The sequence below is a fragment of the Arthrobacter sp. S2(2024) genome (genome assembly GCF_036662515.1).
Classification (GTDB): Bacteria; Actinomycetota; Actinomycetes; order Actinomycetales; family Micrococcaceae; genus Arthrobacter.
Genome location: NZ_JAYKZI010000001.1, coordinates 615,367 through 632,798 on the forward strand (window position 1 = coordinate 615,367; position 17,432 = coordinate 632,798).

Below are 17,432 nucleotides of genomic sequence, written 5' to 3' on the forward strand. Positions count from 1 at the left end.
CCTTTAGTTCTCGAAGGCTTCGATCGGCGGGCAGGAGCAGACCAGGTTGCGGTCGCCTGCGGCGCCGTCGATGCGGCCGACGGGCGGGAAGTACTTGTCCTGCTTGAGGTGGTGGACCGGGAAGACGGCCTGCTCGCGGGAGTACTCACGGTTCCAGTCCGAGGAGACGACGGCGGCCGCGGTGTGCGGTGCGTGGCGCAGCGGGCTGTTCTCCACCGTGAAGTCGCCGTGGGCAACCTGGTCGATTTCCTTGCGGATGGTGATCATGGCTTCGATGAAGCGGTCGATCTCCCCAAGGTCCTCGGACTCCGTGGGCTCCACCATCAGTGTGCCCGCTACCGGGAACGCCAGGGTGGGTGCGTGGAAGCCGTAGTCGATGAGGCGCTTGGCCACATCCTCGGCGGTGACGCCGGTCTTGGCCGTCAGTTCGCGCAGGTCAAGGATGCACTCGTGGGCCACGAGTCCGCCTTCACCGGTGTAGAGGACCGGGAAGTACTCGTTCAGGCGCGAGGCGATGTAGTTCGCAGCGAGCAGCGCGGACTTCGTGGCCTCGGTGAGGCCTTCGCCGCCCATGAGCTTCACGTAGGCCCAGGAAATCGGCAACACACCCGCGGAGCCGTAACGCGAAGCGGAAATCGCAACGCCAGTCCCTGGCAAAGAAGCGCCGTCTTCGTGCGCCGCCTTGTTGGCATCGCCCGGCATGAAGGGTGCGAGGTGTGCCTTGGCCGCGACCGGGCCGACGCCGGGTCCGCCGCCGCCGTGCGGGATGCAGAAGGTCTTGTGCAGGTTCAGGTGGGACACGTCGCCGCCGAACTTGCCCGGCTGGGCCAGGCCAACCAGGGCGTTCAGGTTCGCGCCGTCAACGTACACCTGGCCGCCGGCCGCGTGCACCGAGTCGCAGATTTCGCGGACGTCGGCGTCGTACACTCCGTGCGTGGACGGGTACGTGATCATGATCGCCGAAAGGACATCCTTGTTAGCGTCGATCTTGGCCTGCAGGTCCGCGTGGTCGATCGTGCCATCGGCAGCCGTGGCCACCACGACCACTTTCATGCCGGCCAGCACCGCCGAGGCGGCGTTGGTGCCGTGTGCGGATGCCGGGATGAGGCAGACGTTGCGCTGAAGGTCCCCGCGGGAGTGGTGGTAGCCGCGGATGGCCAGCAGGCCCGCGAGCTCGCCCTGGGAACCGGCGTTGGGCTGGATGGAGACCTGGTCGTAACCGGTGATCTCCGTCAGGTCAGCTTCCAGATCTTCGATCAGTTCGCGCCAGCCCTCGGTCTGGGAATCCGGGGCGAAGGGGTGGATCGAGGCGAATTCCGGCCAGGAGATGGCTTCCATCTCGGCGGTGGCGTTCAGCTTCATGGTGCACGAACCCAGCGGGATCATGGTGCGGTCCAGCGCTAGGTCACGGTCCGACAGCTTGCGGATGTAGCGCAGCAGCTGGGTCTCGGATCGGTGCGTGTTGAACACCGGGTGCTGCAGGTAGTCCGAAGAACGCTCGACGGCGGCCTCCAGCGCGAAACCCTCACCGGACTCAAGTAGCTCAGCACCAAACACCGCGACGACACCAAAAGCATCAAGGACGCCGCCGACGATTTCCTTTGTTGTCGTCTCGTCAACCGAGACGCCAACAGTGTCGGCGTCGATGCCGCGCAGGTTGATGCCCTTGGCCTCGGCGGCTTCAACGATCTCGGCAGCCTTGCCCGGGACCCGGACGGTGACGGTGTCGAAGAAGCTGCCGTGCAGGACCTCAAGGCCCGCGGCCTTGAGGGACGCTGCCAGGGTGCGGGCGTGGTTGTGGGCGGTCTCGGCAATCGCCTTCAGGCCGTCGGGGCCGTGGTAGACGGCGTACATCGAGGACACGATGGCCAACAGTGCCTGCGCGGTGCAGATGTTGGACGTCGCCTTCTCGCGGCGGATGTGCTGCTCACGGGTCTGCAGCGCCAGGCGGTAGGCGGGAGTGCCGGCGTCGTCCTTGGAAACGCCCACCAAGCGGCCCGGCATGGAACGCTCGAGGCCCTTCTGGACGGCCATGTACGCGGCGTGCGGGCCGCCGAAGAACAGCGGCACGCCGAAGCGCTGGGTGGAGCCGACCGCGATGTCGGCACCCTGCTCGCCCGGAGGTGTGATCAAGGTGAGGGCGAGGAGGTCCGCGGCGACGGTAACCAGGGCGCCGCGTTCCTTGGCGGCGGCAATCACGGCGGAGTGGTCGAACACCCGGCCGGAAACGCCCGGCTGCTGCAGCACGATGCCGTTGATGTCGCCCTCGGGCAGGCCCCGGGACAGGTCAGCGATCTCCACCTCAAAGCCCAGCGCCTCGGCGCGGCCCTTCACGATGGCAATCGTCTGCGGGAGGCAATCGGCGTCGAGCACGGTCTTGCCGTCGTGGGCGGTCTTGTTCTTGTTGGCGCGTCGCATCATGAGGACCGCTTCGGCGACGGCGGTGGCTTCGTCCAGGAGGGAAGCGTTGGCGATGGGCAGGCCCACGAGGTCCTGGACCATGGTCTGGAAGTTCAGCAGCGCCTCGAGGCGGCCCTGGGAAATTTCCGGCTGGTACGGGGTGTACGCCGTGTACCAGGCCGGGGATTCGAGGATGTTGCGGCGGATCACCGGCGGAGTGACAGTGTCGTAATAGCCCTGGCCGATCATCTGCACGGCCGTCTTGTTCTTGGCCGCCAGCTTGCGCAGCTCGGCCAGGACCTCGACCTCGCTGAGGGCGTTCTGGAGCGTCAATGCGACATCCTGGCGGATGTCATTGGGAACCGCGGTGTCTACGAGCGAATCGACACTGTCGTAGCCAACAGACTTGAGCATGATGTCAATGTCGGCCTGGCGCCGGGCGCCGATATGCCGGTCAACGAACGTAGTGGAGGTTGAACTAACCGTCACGAAGGAACTCCATTAATAAGGCGGCGTGGGTACGCCACAGCTAATCGGGTTCCTCCCCGCTCTGTATTGGACCTGAGAGTTTCCGCGAAACCGTGCTTGTGGCACTGTTCCGCTTGCACCGTCGGTGAGCACGCGTCAGCGCACTGCTTTCCAGAGTTGCCTTGCCGCGGCGGTGCGTGGGCCTGAGAGATTCCTGGGGAGGATTTGCTCCTACGGCGCCTGCATCACATGCCTGCAGGACTCTCCCGCCGCAGATCAAAGGCGTATTCAGTTGTATGAATCGGATTGTGGTTGCCGGTGACGGCTGCCACAACTCCCAATTGTCCTATGGACTGCCCGCGTCCGCAAATATGGTCACCGAGCCGACTGACTTTCCCAGCTGACTCGCACTAGATGTCGTTTTGGAGCCTCTAAACGACAACAACTGCGAGCCAGTTGGGCCCCCCTCAGCTGCGGAGGCGGTCGACGGCGGCCAGCAGCGCACCGACGTCGGCGCTCCTCGCGCTGGCCTTGACTTCCGTATCGCCGGCACCGCCTTCGAGCATTGCGTTGAAGTAAAGTCCATCGCCCATGTACCGGACAGCTTTGGCCATCTCGGGCCCCACTTCCTCCGCGAGCACATCGAGCCATTGTTGCTGGATCCCCGCGAAGCGCCTTCGGGTTTCTTCATGGGCTACTTCCGCGAGCCGCGTGGCTGCCACGAACACCCGGTCCAAGGGGGTGTCCGCCCACAGGGAAGACTTGATGAAGAACGCGGCCGCACCTTCGGGGGCCGCCTTCATTGCCGCGATGTCCAGCGCAGCCAGCCCGTCCATGCGTTCGAGCAAGGAGCTGATCATGGCTTCTTTGTTGGGGAAATGGTAGAGCAAACCGCCCTTGGAAACGCCGGCGCGCTTGGCGACGGCATCCAGGGTGGCAGCCCGCTCCCCTACCTCGATCAGCAGGGCTTCAAAGGCATCCAGGACAGCGTCCCGGGCAATAGGTTTTCGCGGCATGGTGTCCATCATCCCTTAGTTCGATGCGGCAGGTCGTTGAGTCAGATTGAAACTATACCGTCCAGACGGTACAGTTATCTTCATGTTCGCGCCGTCCACTACCCAGCACCCCCGTACCTCTTCGATCCAATCCGCCCCGTGGCGCGATTGGGCTGCCTTGGCACTCCTGATGTTCCCGGTGCTGCTGGTGGCTGTGGACAATACGGCGCTGACGTTTGCCCTGCCGGAAATCGCCCGGTCGCTGGAAGTCGGGGGCGTGCAGCTGCTGTGGGTCGTGGATGCCTATCCGCTGGTGCTCGCAGCGCTTTTGGTGTCCATGGGAAACCTGGGAGACAGGATCGGCCGTCGCCGCTTGCTGTTGATCGGCAGCACAGGCTTCGCCGCGGTTTCCGCGGCCACCGCGTTCGCGCCGTCGGCTGAGTGGCTCATTGCCGGACGCGCCAGCATGGGCATCTTCGGAGCCATGCTCATGCCGTCCACGCTGTCCTTGATCCGCAACATCTTCCCGGACCCGAACCGCCGCCGGCTCGCCGTGGCCGTGTGGGCAGCGGGATTCTCCGGCGGCGCCGCGCTCGGGCCGATCTTCGGTGGTTGGCTCGTGGAGCATTTCTGGTGGGGAGCCGTGTTCCTGGTTGCAGTGCCACTTTTGCTGCCGCTACTCGCCTTCGGCCCCTTCCTCATCCCCGAGTCCAAGGACCGCAATCCGGGAAAGCCCGACGTTCCCAGCATCGTGCTCTCCATCTTCACCATGGCCCCGGTGGTTTATGGCATCAAGGAGGCCGCCGTGCACGGTTTTGGCCCCGGACCCGCGGCCTTCATGGCGTTCGGCCTGGCCATGGGAATTGTCTTCGTCCGCAGGCAGCGCTCATTGGCATCGCCTATGTTGGACGTTCGGCTTTTCCGGAACAAGGTCTTCAGCACGGCCATCACGGCCAACGTCTTGTCCTTGTTCTCCATGACCGGCTTCATCTACTTCTTCGCGCAGCACTTGCAGCTCGTGGAAGGCCAATCCCCCATGGAGGCGGGGATCGCGATGGTTCCGGCCCTGCTGGCCACCATCGTGGCGGGCCTGGTGGTGGTTCCGCTGGTCAAGCGGATCCGCCCGGGCCTGGTGGTGGCATCGGGCCTGGCACTGAGCGCAGTGGGATACCTGGTGGCCGCCCTGGGCAACCACAGCCAGGGGCCAGGGTACCTTTTGACGGCACTCCTGCTGCTGGCCATCGGGGTCGGCTCAGCGGAGACCATCTCCAATGACCTGATCCTCGGCGCGGTTCCCGCCGATAAAGCGGGTGCTGCATCGGCGATCTCCGAAACGGGTTACGAACTCGGATCACTGCTGGGCACAGCCGTGCTTGGCTCCATCCTGACCGCGTCCTACCAACACCACTTGTTGCTTCCTGGCGAATTGTCCGGCCACGCGGCCGAACGCTCGAGGGAGACGCTCGCCGGAGCCGTGGACGCGGCGGCCACGCTGCCCCAACCATTGGGCGATGCCCTCACCGCGGCGGCACGTGCCGCCTTTGAATCGGGGGTCCACATCACAGCGGCGATCGGGCTCGTCCTGATGGCGGGAGCGGCAGTCCTTGCCGCCGTCGTGCTCCGCCGCGTGCCGACCGCAAAGTAGGCGGAGGCTAGACGGCCCGGTTCAACGCAGCATCAGGCGAGCTGAAACTCCGGGTGATTCCGCCCAGGGTGGCGGTGGCGAGGGTGGAGAGGTAGTCGTGCCGGCGTCGGGCGGTAATGCGCGATTGGGGCTCGAAGGATTGCCCGGGATCGTCCGCGTAATGCGCGGACAGCCCGTCGCGCATGAGGCGGATACCCTCGGCGCGCTGTTGGGAGACTGCGGCGTGGGTGGACCCGAGTTCCTCGGCGAGTTCCTTGACGGTCCGCCCGCCGAAGTAGATCTCCTCGACGACGTAACGCATCTTCTCCGGCAGGGCCTCGACGGCGGCGCGAAGGTACTTGAGTCGCTCATCAGCAAGGACCGAATGCTCCGGGGAGATGGTCTCGGCCGCAACGGTGTCCACGACGACGTCGTCCAGCGGCGACAGGGTCCGCGCGGCATCGGCCAGGGCGGCTTCCACCACGCTTCGTTCGACACCCAGGGCCGATGCGGTCTCGGCGACCGAAGGCGTGCGGCCAAGGACCCCGGAGAGCGTCTCCTGGACCGACATGGTTTCCTTGATGCGTTTGCGCGCTGACCGGGTGGCCCAGTCGCTGGCCCGCATCTCGTCCGCGAAGGCTCCGACGATCCGGCGGCGCGCAAACGCGCCGAAGGGGACTCCAAGGTTCGGATCGAAGGAATCGGCAGACGTTATCAACGCCACGGACCCCACCGACGCGAAATCGTCGCGCGACAAATGAGAAGCTCTCGCGCAGAGCTCCGACACCAAATAGCCAACGAGCGGCAAGTGCTGCAGCACCAACTCGTTGCGTTCTTCGCGATTCAAAATTAGTCCCCCCATGAGACCTGTTTATTGAGTTGCCAAGCCTGGTTCCAGGAGCTTCATGGGCAAGCTGCTGAGACAGTGCAACGTGCCAAAGATTACATGGAACAGACATGTATTCAGTGAACATACCATCTGGAAAATAACAATGCGTGTACGCTCATGAAAAAGATGGAAAAACAGGACTCGGAACCATGTTCCGAGTCCAAACCGGGGAATGGGGAACCGTGGGGGCGGATGAGCTTTCGGCGACGCTGTGGCGTGAGCGGAGACAGCTGGAACTGCTGTTGTACCGGCTTGAAACACAGCTGCTGCACGTTCGGGCAGGCAACTGGCATTGGTTGAAGTTCGCTGCCGCCGACGTGGAAAAGGTCCTGGAAAACCTTCGTTTCGACACGCTTGCCCGGAACATCGAATCGTCGGCCGTGGCTATTGAATGGCGGCTGTCGGCCAACGCCACGCTGCCGATGATCGCTTCAGTGGCCCCGCCCGGAGTCTGGCCGGAACTGCTGCAAGAACACCACCGTGAGCTGGTCCTGGTGCTCAAGCAAGTCGAAACAACCGCGGCGGCCAACGTCGAGGCTCTCCAGATGGGGCTGCAAGGGGCCGGGAACCCGCCGCTTGGCTCCGTTCAGCCCGGCGACGCAGCCCCGGCAGCGCCGGGAGCGGTCGCGTGTGCGGACACGGTGGATGACGTGATGCTGCTTGCGGAAAACGCCAATATCGAACGGGCCCTGGCCGTGACCAGGGATTGCTCGCTGCCGCTCCTCAGGGAGTTCCTGGGGCTGGAGTAGTACCCGGCCTAGTCCTTGCCCGGTTTCCGGACAGGCGGGCGCAGCCCGGCAACGAGCTCCTCGGCTTCGGGGCCGGCCTGGGCAGCGGCGAGGTTGGCAGCGGCGATCGCCTCGACCACTTCGCGACGCTGGATGGACACCCCTCGGGGTGCCTCGATCCCGATCCGCACGCCGTCGCCGCGGCCTTCCATGACGGTGATGACAATGTCCTCACCAATCATGATCTGTTCGCCCGGCTTACGTGTCAGTACCAGCATGCTCTCAATCTACCTTTCCGAGCACGGCAACGCGGGCGGGCTTGCCGTCCACCCACCCGATGGGGAGACCCAGCCCGTTGACCGTCTCGGGACTTCCGGTCTCCGACGCGCCGAAAACAGCAAGGGCGTCAAGCGTGACCCGCTCGGCGGCAAGGGCTGCGGAGAGCGCCCGGACCCAGGCCGCCGTGTCTTCAGCCTTCCGCCCGGCGTCAACAACCAGCCACAACTGGTCTGCGGCGAGCGCCGCGATGTCCGCCGCATGCGTCACGGTTTCGCCCTGCCGGCCGAGACCGTACGCCACCAGCACGGTTTGGCCGGTGAGCACCGCTTGGGCGCGCGCCGCCGTCGCGCCCTGGCGCCCCGCCACGTGGAGGTGCCCGAAAGCTGTCAACGCTCCGGCTGTCCGGACGTCGGAACCGCCCTCGGCGATGGACACTTCCAGCGCCGGTCCCAAGGCGTCGTCGCCGAGGCCAAGCAGGATGATCAGGTTGCCGCTGCCGGTAAGCGGCACGGGTACGGCCACAGGAACGAGGTGCCCGACGGCGGCCGCCGGCAACGCGGTCGGCAACCCTTGCGGTCCGCAAACCGGCGCCTGGAACTCCTTTCCTAACTGCTCCAACATCCCGGCAAAATCCGGGGAGGCCGTTGAAACGGCTGCCTCGGGCCGGTGCAGGTCCATCTCGGCCGCGTCGGCTTGCTCCAGGAGCGCGGCGATCGCGGGCCCCTGCAACGCATGCGCCTCCCCGCCCGCAGGGCCCTCCCAACTAACTCGCAGTTGTTGTCGTTCTGGGCCGTCAGAACGACAACTATTGCTAGCTAGTTGGGATGAACGCGCTGCCGGAACTTCGATCGTGGCCTCGTAGCGATTGGCCGCGAAGAGCCCTGCGATTCCGGGGTTGGTGACCTTCTCGGCGGCGACGATCCGAGCCCCGGGCCCGTACTGCTGCTCGGCTTTTTCGCGGATGGCGTCCAGGGATGCGCCCTTAAGCTTGTATTGCTTCGGCATGGCGGACCACCCCCACGGTTTCGATCTGGATGTTTGCGGACGTCACTTCGCGGTAGGACAACACGGGAACACCGCCGTCCGGAGCTGCCACGAGCCGCCGGACGGCGGGCCGCAGTGCCGGGGCGCACACCAGGACAGCTTGCCGTCCGGCATTTGCCGCGGCCTCCACCGATGTCTGCACGGACGCCAGGACGGCGTCCAGGCGCGCTTGGCTCATCACGATCTGGGTACCGCCTTCGGCCGGGCGCATGTCTTCGAGCATGGACTGTTCCAGGAGCGGATCGATCATGATCACGTTAAGCACCGTGCCGTCCAGGAACTTGGCCGCGAGCGCCGGGCCGAGGGATTGCCGGGCGGTTTCGACCAGGGCCTCGGGCTCGGTGGAAACCTTGGCACGGAGGGCAAGGGCCTCGTAAATGCGCGGAAGATCGTTGATGGGGACCTGTTCTTCGAGGAGGCCCTGCAGCACCCGCTGCACCTCCGCCAGGGACATCAGCCCCGGAATAAGCTCCTCGACGGCGGCCGGGCTCTGCTTGCGCACGCCTTCCGTCAGCACCCTGACGTCCTCGCGGGTCAGGAGCCTTGCGGCGTTGGCGGACACGATCGACGACAAATGGGTCACCAGCACGGAAACCCGGTCGATCACCGTTGCTCCGGTCATTTCCGCACTGTGGCGCATCTCGCTGGGAATCCACTTGCCGGCCAGCCCGAAGACAGGTTCCACGGTGGAGGTACCCGGCAAGGCGTCAAGGTAATCGCCCAGGGCCAGCAACTTGCCCGACGGCGCCGTGCCGCGTCCGGCTTCCACTCCGGCAATGCGGATGGCATAGGTGGACGGCGGCAGCTCGACGTTGTCGCGCGTGCGGACGGGTGGAATCACGATCCCCAACTCCATGGCGATCTTGTGGCGCAAGGAACGGACGCGGGCCAGGAGGTCGTCCGAGGCGCCGGAGACCATGTCAACAAGGTCCGGAGCCAGCAGGATCTCGACCGGGTGGACACGCATGTCCTGCATGAGCCGCTCGTTGGGGTCTTCTTCGGAGCTTAAGGTGGCCGCTTCCTTGGCGTCCTCCGCCTCGTTGTGCTTCTTCTGCTGCGCCTCGAGGCGCCTCGAGCCGAACAGCAGGGCAGCGCCCACCAGCAGGAAGGGCACGACTGGCATGCCGGGGATGAGCGCCATGGCGACGGCGGCCAGCCCCGCGATGAGCAAGGCGTTGGGCGACTGCATGAGCTGCGAGGAGGCCGTGCGGCCCATGTCTTCCTCGGCATTGGACCGGGTGACGATCATGCCCGTGGACACGGCCATGAGGAGGGCCGGAATCTGGGTGACCAGCCCGTCGCCCATGGTCAAGAGGCCGTAGGAATTCAGCGCGTCGCCGACATTCATGCCGCGCTGCAGCACGCCGATGGCAATGCCACCGACAAAGTTGATGATGATAATGATGATGCCCGCGATCGCATCGCCCTTGACGAATTTCGAGGCACCGTCCATCGCGCCGTAGAAGTCGGCCTCGGCGGACACCTCGGCACGGCGTTTGCGGGCCTGGGCGTCAGTGATAAGGCCGGCGTTGAGGTCCGCGTCGATGGCCATCTGCTTGCCAGGCATTGCGTCGAGGGTGAACCTGGCTCCCACCTCGGCCACGCGCTCGGCGCCCTTGGTGACCACGACGAACTGGATGACCACCAGGATCAGGAACACCACGGCGCCGATGATCATGGAGCCGCCCACGGTGACCTTGCCGAAAGCGTCGATCACTTGCCCGGCGAATCCTTGTCCTAGCACCAGCCGGGTGGACGCGACGTTGAGCCCCAGCCGGAACAGCGTGGCCACGAGCAGCAACGACGGGAAGACGGAGAAGTCCAAGGGCTTCTTGACGAACATGCTCGTGAGCAGGATCAACAAGGCGAGCAGGATGTTGCAGACGATCAGGAAGTCCAGCAGCGGCGCGGGTACCGGAACAACTAGGAGCAGTACGATGCCCACGATTCCCACCGGCACGGTGAGCCTGGCGAATCTGTTCATTGCTGTGTCCTTTCTTGCGGCAAACGGTGCATTCCGCGTGCCGCTCCCCTGGCCTTGAGTGACATGACGAACGCCAGGACTCCCGCCACGGCCCGGTACAGTTCCACGGGGATTTCCTGGCCCAGTTCGCAGGCCGAGTGCAGTGCCCTCGCCAGCGGGATGTCTTGGACCATCGGAACCGATGTCGCCTCCGCCTCTTCCCTGATGCGGGCAGCGATCACCCCCGCTCCCTTGGCCACGACGCGCGGTGCCGCTTTGCCGGCGTCGTACTTCAGCGCGACGGCGACGTGCGTCGGGTTGACGATCACGACGTCGGCGTCCGCGATCGCGCCGATCATGCGGTTCCGGCTCATGCTCAATTGGCGCGAACGCCGCTGGGACTTGATCAGGGGATCGCCGTCGCTGTTCTTGTTGTCGTCCTTGATTTCTTTCTTGGACATGCGCGTCTTCTTGCGGTTGCGGCGCATGACCACGAAGATGTCCGCGGCAGCTAGGACCAGGCCCGCCAGCACGGCGAACTGGATCAACGAACCGATGCCCCCGACTGCTGCCGAAAGGATGCCGGACACCGGCAGTCCCCCGGCAGTGAGCAGCACCGGGATGAGCCCCTGCACAACGGCGTAAAGGACAAGTCCGACGACGGCGGTCTTGAGGAGCGCTTTCAGGCCGCCCCACAGTGCCTGGGTGCCGAAGATCCGTTTGAGGCCACTGAGGAGGTTGAAGTGCTCGAACTCGGCGCGGAACTTCTTGAAGTGGATGCCGCCCTGCAACGCGGATCCCGCGAGCACCACCGCCATGACCACCACGAACAGGGGCCCCAGCACTTGGGCCAGGGAACCGAACCCGGCGTCGAGCGCCGCGACGGCTTTGCCGGGCTCGGGGTTCGCGATGACTCCGCGGACGGTGAACAGTTGGTCGGCCGCAGCGTTGGAGGCACGCTCGATGGTGGACGGAATCATGGCCGCGGCGGATCCGACGGCGAGCCAGGTGGTGAGGTCCTGCGAGCGGGAAAGCTGCCCTTTGGACCGGACTTCCCGCATCCGTTTGTCCGTGGCTTGCTCGGTTTTCTCTTGTGAATCCGACATCAGCCCACCCCCATCAGTGTGTTCGCCGCTTGCTCGGCGAGCATGGCAACGAGGCGCGGCAGTGCCAGGAACAGGAACCCTGCAAGCCCGAGGGTGATGAGGACCTTGAGCGGGAAGCCCAGGGCAAAAGCATTCAGGGCGGGCGCTACACGGGTGAGGAGCCCCAGCCCGATATCGGCGAGTACCAACACCACAAGGAGCGGCCCGGCGATTTGCACCGCGGAGAGGAACATCCCGGTGACAGCCGAAATCATCGCGTGCACCGGCTGTGCCAAATCCAGTCCTCCAGCCAGCGGCAAGGCCGTGAAACTCCCGGTCAAGCCGCCGATCACCAGCTGGTAGCCGTCCGAGGCGAAAAGCAGGGCCAGGGCGGACATCTGCATCAACCGGGTGAATTGGGCCCCGTTGATCATCATCTGGGGATCGAAGCCCTGGGCCATCTGGAAGCCGCTGAAGAGGTCTATCAGGCTGCCGGCCGATTGGATGGCCGCGAAGACGAGCAGAACGAGGAAGCCAAGGACCAACCCGGTCACGAGCTCAAGGACCACGGCCGTGATGAAGCCGGCGGTGTCCTTGGAGGTGTAGCCGGCGGAGAGACGTTGGGAAACGGCGAGCCCCAATCCGATGCCGAGCATCCCTTTGATCCGGAGCGGAATAGTTTGGTGCGAGAAGGGCGGGGCCACCACCAGGAACGCCGTCATCCGGACGGAGGCCAACAAGAGGACCTCAAGCCAGGACTGGTTGAAGGGCAGCTCCACTTCACGCTCCGCCGATCAGCGCGGGTATCCGGGCAAAGAGCTCGTTGGTGAAGGAGACGGCCTCGGTGATCATCCAGTGCCCGCACACCACCAGGGCCACGGCCACGGCGACTGCCTTGGGCACGAAGGAGAGAGTGGCTTCCTGAAGCTGAGTGATGGATTGCAGGAGGGAAATGGCGAGGCCCACCACTAGCGCGGTCACCAAGGCGGGCGCGGCCAGCTTGGCCGCAAGAATCAGGGCCTGGAGGCAAATGTCCAGGACTGCGTTGGTATCCATCAGCCGCTCGAATAGCTCTGGATCAGGGCGGTGATCACCAATCCCCAGCCGTCCACCAGGATGAACAGCAGGATTTTGAAGGGCAACGAGATCATCACCGGCGGAAGCATCATCATGCCCATGGACATCAGCGCGGCCGAGACCACCAGGTCGATCACCAGGAACGGGATGAAAATGACGAAACCGATGATGAACGCTGCCCTGAGCTCGGAGATCATGAACGCGGGGATAAGGGTTTGTAGCGGGACCGATTGCGGGTTGGCCGGGTTATCCAGTTTGGCCGCCCGGGTCATGAGGGCAATGTCTTCTTGGCGGGTGTGGGCCACCATGAAGTGCTGGAGCGGCGCGGACCCCGCCGAAACGGCTCCGTTGAAGTCCAGTGTCCCGTTCAGGTAGGGCTGGATGCCGACGTTGTTGATCTCCGAGATCACGGGCCACATTACGAACAGGGACAGGAAAAGCGCCAGTCCGGCCAGCACCTGGTTGGGCGGGATGGACGGGAGGGACAAGGCGTTGCGGGTCATCGCCAGCACCACGAAGATCTTGGTGAACGAGGTCATCATGAGCAGCAGGGCAGGCGCGACCGAGAGTAGCGTGATCCCGATCAGGGTCACCACCGCTGTGGATGGCTTTCCATCGAGGCCGTTGATATTGATGCTGACGTTGCCGTTCGACGGCTGCGCCGGCGCGGTGGGAACCGCGGGCGCGGTGGGTGGCGTCGGGCTGACCGGTGCCGCATGTCCAATTGACGCGCCCAGCCACAGGAAGAGGGCTGTCAGCACCAGGACACAGAGCACCGCGGGAAGTGTCCTGCGCACGGCCAGCAATATCCTGCCGGTGCGTGGGGCACCGGCAGGCCCAAGAGTCAGGATCAATTCCGGCGTCCCCTGATGGCCTCGGCGGCCTGCCGCCACGTGGAACCGGCAAGGATGGAGCCGTGCATGGGCTGTGTTTTGTCCAGTTCGCTGCGGCGGTGGATCCCGCTGCGGCGCGTGAGTGCGCTGCCTTCAAATGCGGCGGCTTGGGGCCCGTTGTCCGCACGTGCCGCGCTACCGGCGTCGCGGAAGATGTCGGCAAAGCTCTCGGGTGCGGGAGCGGTCTCCGGAACCTCCACGGGGACGTCGCTGCTGTGCAGGACGTTGATGGCGTGCTCGGTGACACCCAAAAGGAAGCGTTTGTCGCCGGCGTCGACCACCACTACGGAGGCCTTCTGTCCGACACTCTGCCGGCTGACCACCGTCAGCGTGGTGTTGGCCCGGCGTCGGCCCTTGGCCTTTCCTTTGAGAAGGCGGCGCTGCAGGACCCAAATGAGCCCCAGCACCGCGCCCAAGGCCACGAGCACGCGCAGCCCGAGGATGAGCGAATCCATCTAGTAGATTCCCTCGGCGACGTCCAGGATGCGGGTAATGCGCACGGCATAGTCCTGGTCCACGACGACCACTTCACCGTGGGCAATCAGCCGTCCGTTGAGGAGGACGTCCGCGGGTGCGCCGGCCGAGCGGTCCAGTTCGATCACTTTGCCCGGTTCCAGGGCGAGGGCGTCGCGCACGGACATGCGGGTGCGGCCGATTTCCACGGTGAGGGCCATTTCGACGTTGCTGATCAGTCCAAGGCGTGACGAAACGGCACCCACCTGGGCGTTCCGTGCGGCGGCCGCGTCCTGGACGGTCCCGTGTTCGCGGACCCGCACGGCGAACCAGCCGAATGCCTGCCCGCCGTCGGACACGGGAGATTGACGCAATTCAAAAACAGCGGTTTCGGAGTCGGACAGCAGTCCGGCGGCGTCTTCTTCACGCAACTCCCCCAGCACGCCGGCGTCGAACGCGTCAGCCGCGTGTTCAATCGCGGGGCGCAGTACGTCAACGACGGACACGACTCCGCCGGAGACGACGCCGTTCAACCCGCCGGCAGCGGCAAGGAAGGAACGGTCGGTGAGGATGAGTGCGAAGTCCGCGGTCACGGCGCCCACGAACGTGGCGGTGATCGCGAGGGGTGCATATGGCGCAGCGGCTTGGGGCGGGACAATCCCGGAGACGCGCAGCGTGGCAGGGGTCGGCAGCTGCATCGCCAAACGCTCGGCCGCGGACTCGTGCAGGGTCAGGGTGATGCTCATCGCTGGTTCTCCTCGATTGTGACGATGACGGCGGCTGCACGGGAGCCGTTGCGGGCCGGTGCTGCGGTGGCCAGGCGGGTGCCGTTGATGGCGACGTCGAACGGCCGGTTCTCCAGGTGCGGCAGCGGAATGACATCCCCGACGGCGAGGCCCAGGATCTGCGCGGGCGTCACCGGGGTGGGGCTCAACTGGATGGCGACGTCCACCGGCACCTGGGTGACCTGGGCGCGGACAAGCGCCTCGGCGTCGCGGCTGTGGACAGTGGGATTCACGTCGCCAAGACCGGAAAGGAGGATGTCGGCGGGAATCGCGAGGCTGGCTGCGGCAAGGCTTTCGCCCACCTTCACGGTGAAGGAGGCCACGATCATGAGCTCTGCCGGAGCCGCGGCTTGGGCGAACTGGGAGTTGTACTGGATAACGTCCATGCGCACAGGGGTGGTCAGCAGGGCGCCAAGGGAATAGCTCAGGTCCTCGAGTCCGTCTTCCACCATGCGGCTGATGAGGGACTGCTCGATCTGGGTGAACTTACGATCCGGGACCGCCGTCTCGCTGGCCCCGCCCAGCATGCGGGTGACCCAGGACAATGCCGCCGTGGCAGGAAACTGCATGACCAGCCGCGATTCGCTGCCCTCAATGCGGCACAGCACCATCGCCGTGACCGAAGGGAGGGATGCGGCGTATTCGTCGTAGCTCTGCATGATGAGCTGTTCAAGGGTCGCGGTGGACTTCACGCGGACCTTGGCCGTCAGCTGTGTTCCCCATTGGCGGGCGAACGTCTCGAAGGCGACTTCCAGGACGCGGCTGTGCTGTCGCGGCAAGGTGGTGGGCCTGCGGAAGTCATAGACGTCCACGGTGCGCTGCCGTCCCGCCGATTGATCTTCCTGTTCACTCACGGTTGCCACTATCGGCAAGGAAGGTGCAGGGGTAAGGGACTATTTATCAGAGCCTTTCCGCGTGATGGCATGTCGGATAGGCTAGGTGTGTTGCCCTGGACCCTGGCAGCGCCAATCGTCGGCGCACGCTCCAGGAGGACATCACACATCATGCCAGGCGACCCCAGCACCCGCACCTCCCACGCCCGGCGTCCCGCGGCCACAGCAGAGTCCGAAGCTTGGCGGGATTACCCGTTGGCGGAGATCGACGAACTCATCGCGGAGCTAAAAATAAAAGTGGCGCGCTTTACGTTCTTCCGGTCGATTCAATTCGGCGATGAGAATTCGGAACCTGGAAACGGGGCTGCCTTCGAATCGATGATGGATGCTCTCGAGGACATTTCGGCGGCAGCACTGGGCATCGAATTAGCGTCCCACCAGGAATTTCTCCGGATTCGCCCGGTTACCAGACCCTAGCTCGGCGGACGGTCTTTGCCGCTTATAGAGTCAGGGTCCGGTTGATGACACGCGCTGCCGTGTCATGCAGATTCTGGTTGTTGGCGCGTGCAAATGAGCGCAAGCGCCCGAACGCCTCTTCCATGTTGACTCCGGCAGTGTAGGCAATGACCCCCTTGGCCTGTTCGATGAGGACCCGGCTGTTCAGGGCGCGCTGAAGCTGTTCGTTGACAACCGCCGATTCGCGGATGGTGCGTTCCTGCAGGATGCCGATCGTCGCAACGTCCGCCAGCGCTTGGCCGATGGCAACGTCCTCGGGCGTCAGGGCGCCGGACCGTTCGCCGAATAGACCCATGGCTCCGATGGTTCTTCCTTGAACGCGCATCGGTACCGCGTGGACGGAACGGAATCCCTGCGAAAGGGCGGCCGCCCGGAATTCGTCCCATTGGCCGGTCAAGGACGCTATGTCCTCCACGACCACCGGCGTTCCTGTCCGGTAGCACTCAACACAAGGACCGGAGCCCGCCTGCAGCTGGAGTATTTCAACCAGCTGGCTTCGCTCGCTGGTGGAGGCCAGGACTTGCAGCTCGCCGTGAGGATCTGCAAGCAGCAACCCGGCGGCGGCGGCATCGAGCAGATCCACGGATGCCTCGACGAGCGCATGGAGCAAGTCCAGCACGTCGTAGTCAGCGACCAACGTGTTCGTGATCTTTACGAAGGCCGCGCTGACGCGCTCGGCGCGGCTTGTCGTCACCATGTCGCCATATTACTGCAGACCGCCGCTGCCGTGCGCGTCATTCCCCGGGGCAAAACTCAGGCGTCCCTGCAGCACTGCCTCGGCTGTTTCGCGCAATGTCAGCGCATGCGCGAACGCGTGTGCACGCATCAACAAAAGTGCATCGGCAGCGGAACTCCCTGATTGTGCCAGGACCATTCCCGTGGCCTGGTGGATCTCCCGCCGGGACATCAACGCCGCTTCCACGGCGGGGTTTGTGTCGGGCGAGTTCACCGACAGAACCCCTCGCAACAAATGCCATGCCGTTTGGCCGGCAAGGACCGATGCTGTCGCATAATCGGCGTAACTCAGGCTCCCCGGTTTCGTATTGTGGAGCTCCACAACCCCGAGCTCCAAAGCGCCCAGGGTCACCGGGAACACAAACAGCGCCGCAGCTTCGGTCTCCAGGACTGCTTTGCTGAAAACCGGCCACGAGTACGGATGCGAATTTCGCACATCGGGGACAAGAACCGGGAGCTTGGTGCGCAAGGCTTCCCACCTTGGACCTTCCCCCAAATCAAACTGCAGCTCATCAAGCTTGGCCGCCAGTTTGTCGCTAGCGCACACGAGGGTCTCCGACGCGGCCCCGCCGAACATGGACACGGCTGCACCGCTTACTGGTAGCTGGGTCAGAAACGGCGTACAGAGCTCAGCGCCAGCATCCATGGTGAGCCTCAGATCCCCG

At 64.7% G+C, this 17,432-nt stretch carries 18 protein-coding genes and 2 riboswitches; of the genes, 3 read left to right on the top strand and 15 right to left on the bottom strand.

Features of this window, described 5'->3' with window-relative positions:
• Nucleotides 1-3: 3 nt before the first annotated feature.
• Nucleotides 4-2,889, bottom strand: coding sequence for an aminomethyl-transferring glycine dehydrogenase (gene gcvP / locus VLA65_RS02770; protein ID WP_332601728.1), 2,886 nt, complete (start codon nucleotides 2,887-2,889; stop codon nucleotides 4-6).
• Nucleotides 2,890-2,940: 51 nt separating this feature from the next.
• Nucleotides 2,941-3,048: riboswitch (glycine riboswitch) on the bottom strand.
• 1 nt (nucleotide 3,049) lies between these two features.
• A riboswitch (glycine riboswitch) is annotated at nucleotides 3,050-3,147 on the bottom strand.
• Between the two features lie 188 nt (nucleotides 3,148-3,335).
• On the bottom strand, nucleotides 3,336-3,884 hold the full coding sequence (locus tag VLA65_RS02775; RefSeq protein WP_332601729.1) for a TetR/AcrR family transcriptional regulator: 549 nt from the start codon (nucleotides 3,882-3,884) through the stop codon (nucleotides 3,336-3,338).
• Between the two features lie 82 nt (nucleotides 3,885-3,966).
• Here VLA65_RS02775 and VLA65_RS02780 point away from each other — a divergent pair, with 82 nt between their 5' ends.
• Nucleotides 3,967-5,508, top strand: a complete 1,542-nt coding sequence (locus VLA65_RS02780) for an MFS transporter (RefSeq protein WP_332601730.1) — start codon at nucleotides 3,967-3,969, stop codon at nucleotides 5,506-5,508.
• A gap of 7 nt (nucleotides 5,509-5,515) precedes the next feature.
• Here VLA65_RS02780 and VLA65_RS02785 read toward each other — a convergent pair whose 3' ends face one another.
• Nucleotides 5,516-6,349, bottom strand: a complete 834-nt coding sequence (locus tag VLA65_RS02785; protein ID WP_284989602.1) for a sigma-70 family RNA polymerase sigma factor — start codon at nucleotides 6,347-6,349, stop codon at nucleotides 5,516-5,518.
• Nucleotides 6,350-6,525: 176 nt separating this feature from the next.
• Here VLA65_RS02785 and VLA65_RS02790 point away from each other — a divergent pair, with 176 nt between their 5' ends.
• Nucleotides 6,526-7,125: a hypothetical protein gene (locus VLA65_RS02790; protein ID WP_284989601.1), complete on the top strand. Its 600-nt coding sequence runs from the start codon at nucleotides 6,526-6,528 to the stop codon at nucleotides 7,123-7,125.
• Nucleotides 7,126-7,133: 8 nt separating this feature from the next.
• Here the strand turns inward: VLA65_RS02790 and VLA65_RS02795 are convergent, their stop codons facing one another.
• Genes VLA65_RS02795 through VLA65_RS02840 form a run of 10 tightly spaced genes read right to left on the bottom strand, consistent with a single transcriptional unit; the run spans nucleotide 7,134 to nucleotide 15,537 of the window.
• Complete coding sequence (locus VLA65_RS02795; RefSeq protein ID WP_284989600.1) at nucleotides 7,134-7,382, bottom strand: carbon storage regulator; 249 nt, start codon at nucleotides 7,380-7,382, stop codon at nucleotides 7,134-7,136.
• A 4-nt stretch (nucleotides 7,383-7,386) separates the two neighbouring features.
• On the bottom strand, nucleotides 7,387-8,388 hold the full coding sequence (locus VLA65_RS02800; RefSeq protein ID WP_332601731.1) for a hypothetical protein: 1,002 nt from the start codon (nucleotides 8,386-8,388) through the stop codon (nucleotides 7,387-7,389).
• Nucleotides 8,366-10,411 carry a flagellar biosynthesis protein FlhA gene (locus VLA65_RS02805; protein ID WP_332601732.1) on the bottom strand — a complete coding sequence of 682 codons (2,046 nt, stop codon included), beginning with the start codon at nucleotides 10,409-10,411 and terminating at the stop codon, nucleotides 8,366-8,368. Before VLA65_RS02805 ends, VLA65_RS02800 begins: the two co-directional genes overlap by 23 nt.
• Complete coding sequence (locus tag VLA65_RS02810; RefSeq protein WP_332601733.1) at nucleotides 10,408-11,496, bottom strand: EscU/YscU/HrcU family type III secretion system export apparatus switch protein; 1,089 nt, start codon at nucleotides 11,494-11,496, stop codon at nucleotides 10,408-10,410. Before VLA65_RS02810 ends, VLA65_RS02805 begins: the two co-directional genes overlap by 4 nt.
• A complete protein-coding gene (locus tag VLA65_RS02815) occupies nucleotides 11,496-12,254 on the bottom strand; it encodes a flagellar biosynthetic protein FliR (RefSeq protein WP_332601734.1) in 759 nt (252 codons plus the stop codon). The genes VLA65_RS02810 and VLA65_RS02815 overlap by 1 nt, the downstream gene beginning before the upstream one ends.
• Before the next feature lies 1 nt (nucleotide 12,255).
• The gene (gene fliQ / locus VLA65_RS02820; protein ID WP_059388219.1) at nucleotides 12,256-12,531 is read right to left on the bottom strand and encodes a flagellar biosynthesis protein FliQ; all 276 of its coding nucleotides are present in this window, start codon (nucleotides 12,529-12,531) and stop codon (nucleotides 12,256-12,258) included.
• Nucleotides 12,531-13,358, bottom strand: a complete 828-nt coding sequence (gene fliP, locus VLA65_RS02825) for a flagellar type III secretion system pore protein FliP (protein ID WP_370872227.1) — start codon at nucleotides 13,356-13,358, stop codon at nucleotides 12,531-12,533. Before fliP ends, fliQ begins: the two co-directional genes overlap by 1 nt.
• 44 nt (nucleotides 13,359-13,402) lie before the next feature.
• Complete coding sequence (fliO, locus tag VLA65_RS02830; RefSeq protein WP_332601735.1) at nucleotides 13,403-13,900, bottom strand: flagellar biosynthetic protein FliO; 498 nt, start codon at nucleotides 13,898-13,900, stop codon at nucleotides 13,403-13,405.
• Nucleotides 13,901-14,644: a flagellar motor switch protein FliN gene (gene fliN / locus VLA65_RS02835; protein ID WP_332601736.1), complete on the bottom strand. Its 744-nt coding sequence runs from the start codon at nucleotides 14,642-14,644 to the stop codon at nucleotides 13,901-13,903.
• Complete coding sequence (locus VLA65_RS02840; RefSeq protein ID WP_284989592.1) at nucleotides 14,641-15,537, bottom strand: flagellar motor switch protein FliM; 897 nt, start codon at nucleotides 15,535-15,537, stop codon at nucleotides 14,641-14,643. Before VLA65_RS02840 ends, fliN begins: the two co-directional genes overlap by 4 nt.
• 150 nt (nucleotides 15,538-15,687) lie before the next feature.
• Here VLA65_RS02840 and VLA65_RS02845 point away from each other — a divergent pair, with 150 nt between their 5' ends.
• On the top strand, nucleotides 15,688-15,993 hold the full coding sequence (locus tag VLA65_RS02845) for a hypothetical protein (protein WP_284989591.1): 306 nt from the start codon (nucleotides 15,688-15,690) through the stop codon (nucleotides 15,991-15,993).
• Nucleotides 15,994-16,015: 22 nt separating this feature from the next.
• Here VLA65_RS02845 and VLA65_RS02850 read toward each other — a convergent pair whose 3' ends face one another.
• Together VLA65_RS02850 and VLA65_RS02855 are read right to left on the bottom strand one after the other, a co-directional pair.
• A complete protein-coding gene (locus VLA65_RS02850; protein WP_059388224.1) occupies nucleotides 16,016-16,729 on the bottom strand; it encodes a GAF and ANTAR domain-containing protein in 714 nt (237 codons plus the stop codon).
• A 9-nt stretch (nucleotides 16,730-16,738) separates the two neighbouring features.
• Entirely contained in the window at nucleotides 16,739-17,413 is a 675-nt protein-coding gene (locus tag VLA65_RS02855) for a GAF and ANTAR domain-containing protein (protein WP_059388225.1), read from the bottom strand.
• Nucleotides 17,414-17,432 lie beyond the last annotated feature (19 nt).

Excerpts from the sequence above, each read along its gene's own strand:
- VLA65_RS02780 (WP_332601730.1), top strand. The coding sequence starts at position 3,967 with ATGTTCGCGCCGTCCACTACCCAGCACCCCCGTACCTCTTCGATCCAA.
- VLA65_RS02845 (WP_284989591.1), top strand. The coding sequence starts at position 15,688 with ATGCCAGGCGACCCCAGCACCCGCACCTCCCACGCCCGGCGTCCCGCG.
- VLA65_RS02775 (WP_332601729.1), bottom strand. The coding sequence starts at position 3,884 with ATGCCGCGAAAACCTATTGCCCGGGACGCTGTCCTGGATGCCTTTGAA.
- fliN (WP_332601736.1), bottom strand. The coding sequence starts at position 14,644 with ATGAGCATCACCCTGACCCTGCACGAGTCCGCGGCCGAGCGTTTGGCG.
- VLA65_RS02850 (WP_059388224.1), bottom strand. The coding sequence starts at position 16,729 with ATGGTGACGACAAGCCGCGCCGAGCGCGTCAGCGCGGCCTTCGTAAAG.
- VLA65_RS02790 (WP_284989601.1), top strand. The coding sequence starts at position 6,526 with ATGTTCCGAGTCCAAACCGGGGAATGGGGAACCGTGGGGGCGGATGAG.
- VLA65_RS02795 (WP_284989600.1), bottom strand. The coding sequence starts at position 7,382 with ATGCTGGTACTGACACGTAAGCCGGGCGAACAGATCATGATTGGTGAG.
- VLA65_RS02810 (WP_332601733.1), bottom strand. The coding sequence starts at position 11,496 with ATGTCGGATTCACAAGAGAAAACCGAGCAAGCCACGGACAAACGGATG.
- VLA65_RS02805 (WP_332601732.1), bottom strand. The coding sequence starts at position 10,411 with ATGAACAGATTCGCCAGGCTCACCGTGCCGGTGGGAATCGTGGGCATC.
- fliQ (WP_059388219.1), bottom strand. The coding sequence starts at position 12,531 with ATGGATACCAACGCAGTCCTGGACATTTGCCTCCAGGCCCTGATTCTT.
- VLA65_RS02800 (WP_332601731.1), bottom strand. The coding sequence starts at position 8,388 with ATGCCGAAGCAATACAAGCTTAAGGGCGCATCCCTGGACGCCATCCGC.
- VLA65_RS02855 (WP_059388225.1), bottom strand. The coding sequence starts at position 17,413 with ATGGATGCTGGCGCTGAGCTCTGTACGCCGTTTCTGACCCAGCTACCA.
- fliO (WP_332601735.1), bottom strand. The coding sequence starts at position 13,900 with ATGGATTCGCTCATCCTCGGGCTGCGCGTGCTCGTGGCCTTGGGCGCG.
- VLA65_RS02785 (WP_284989602.1), bottom strand. The coding sequence starts at position 6,349 with ATGGGGGGACTAATTTTGAATCGCGAAGAACGCAACGAGTTGGTGCTG.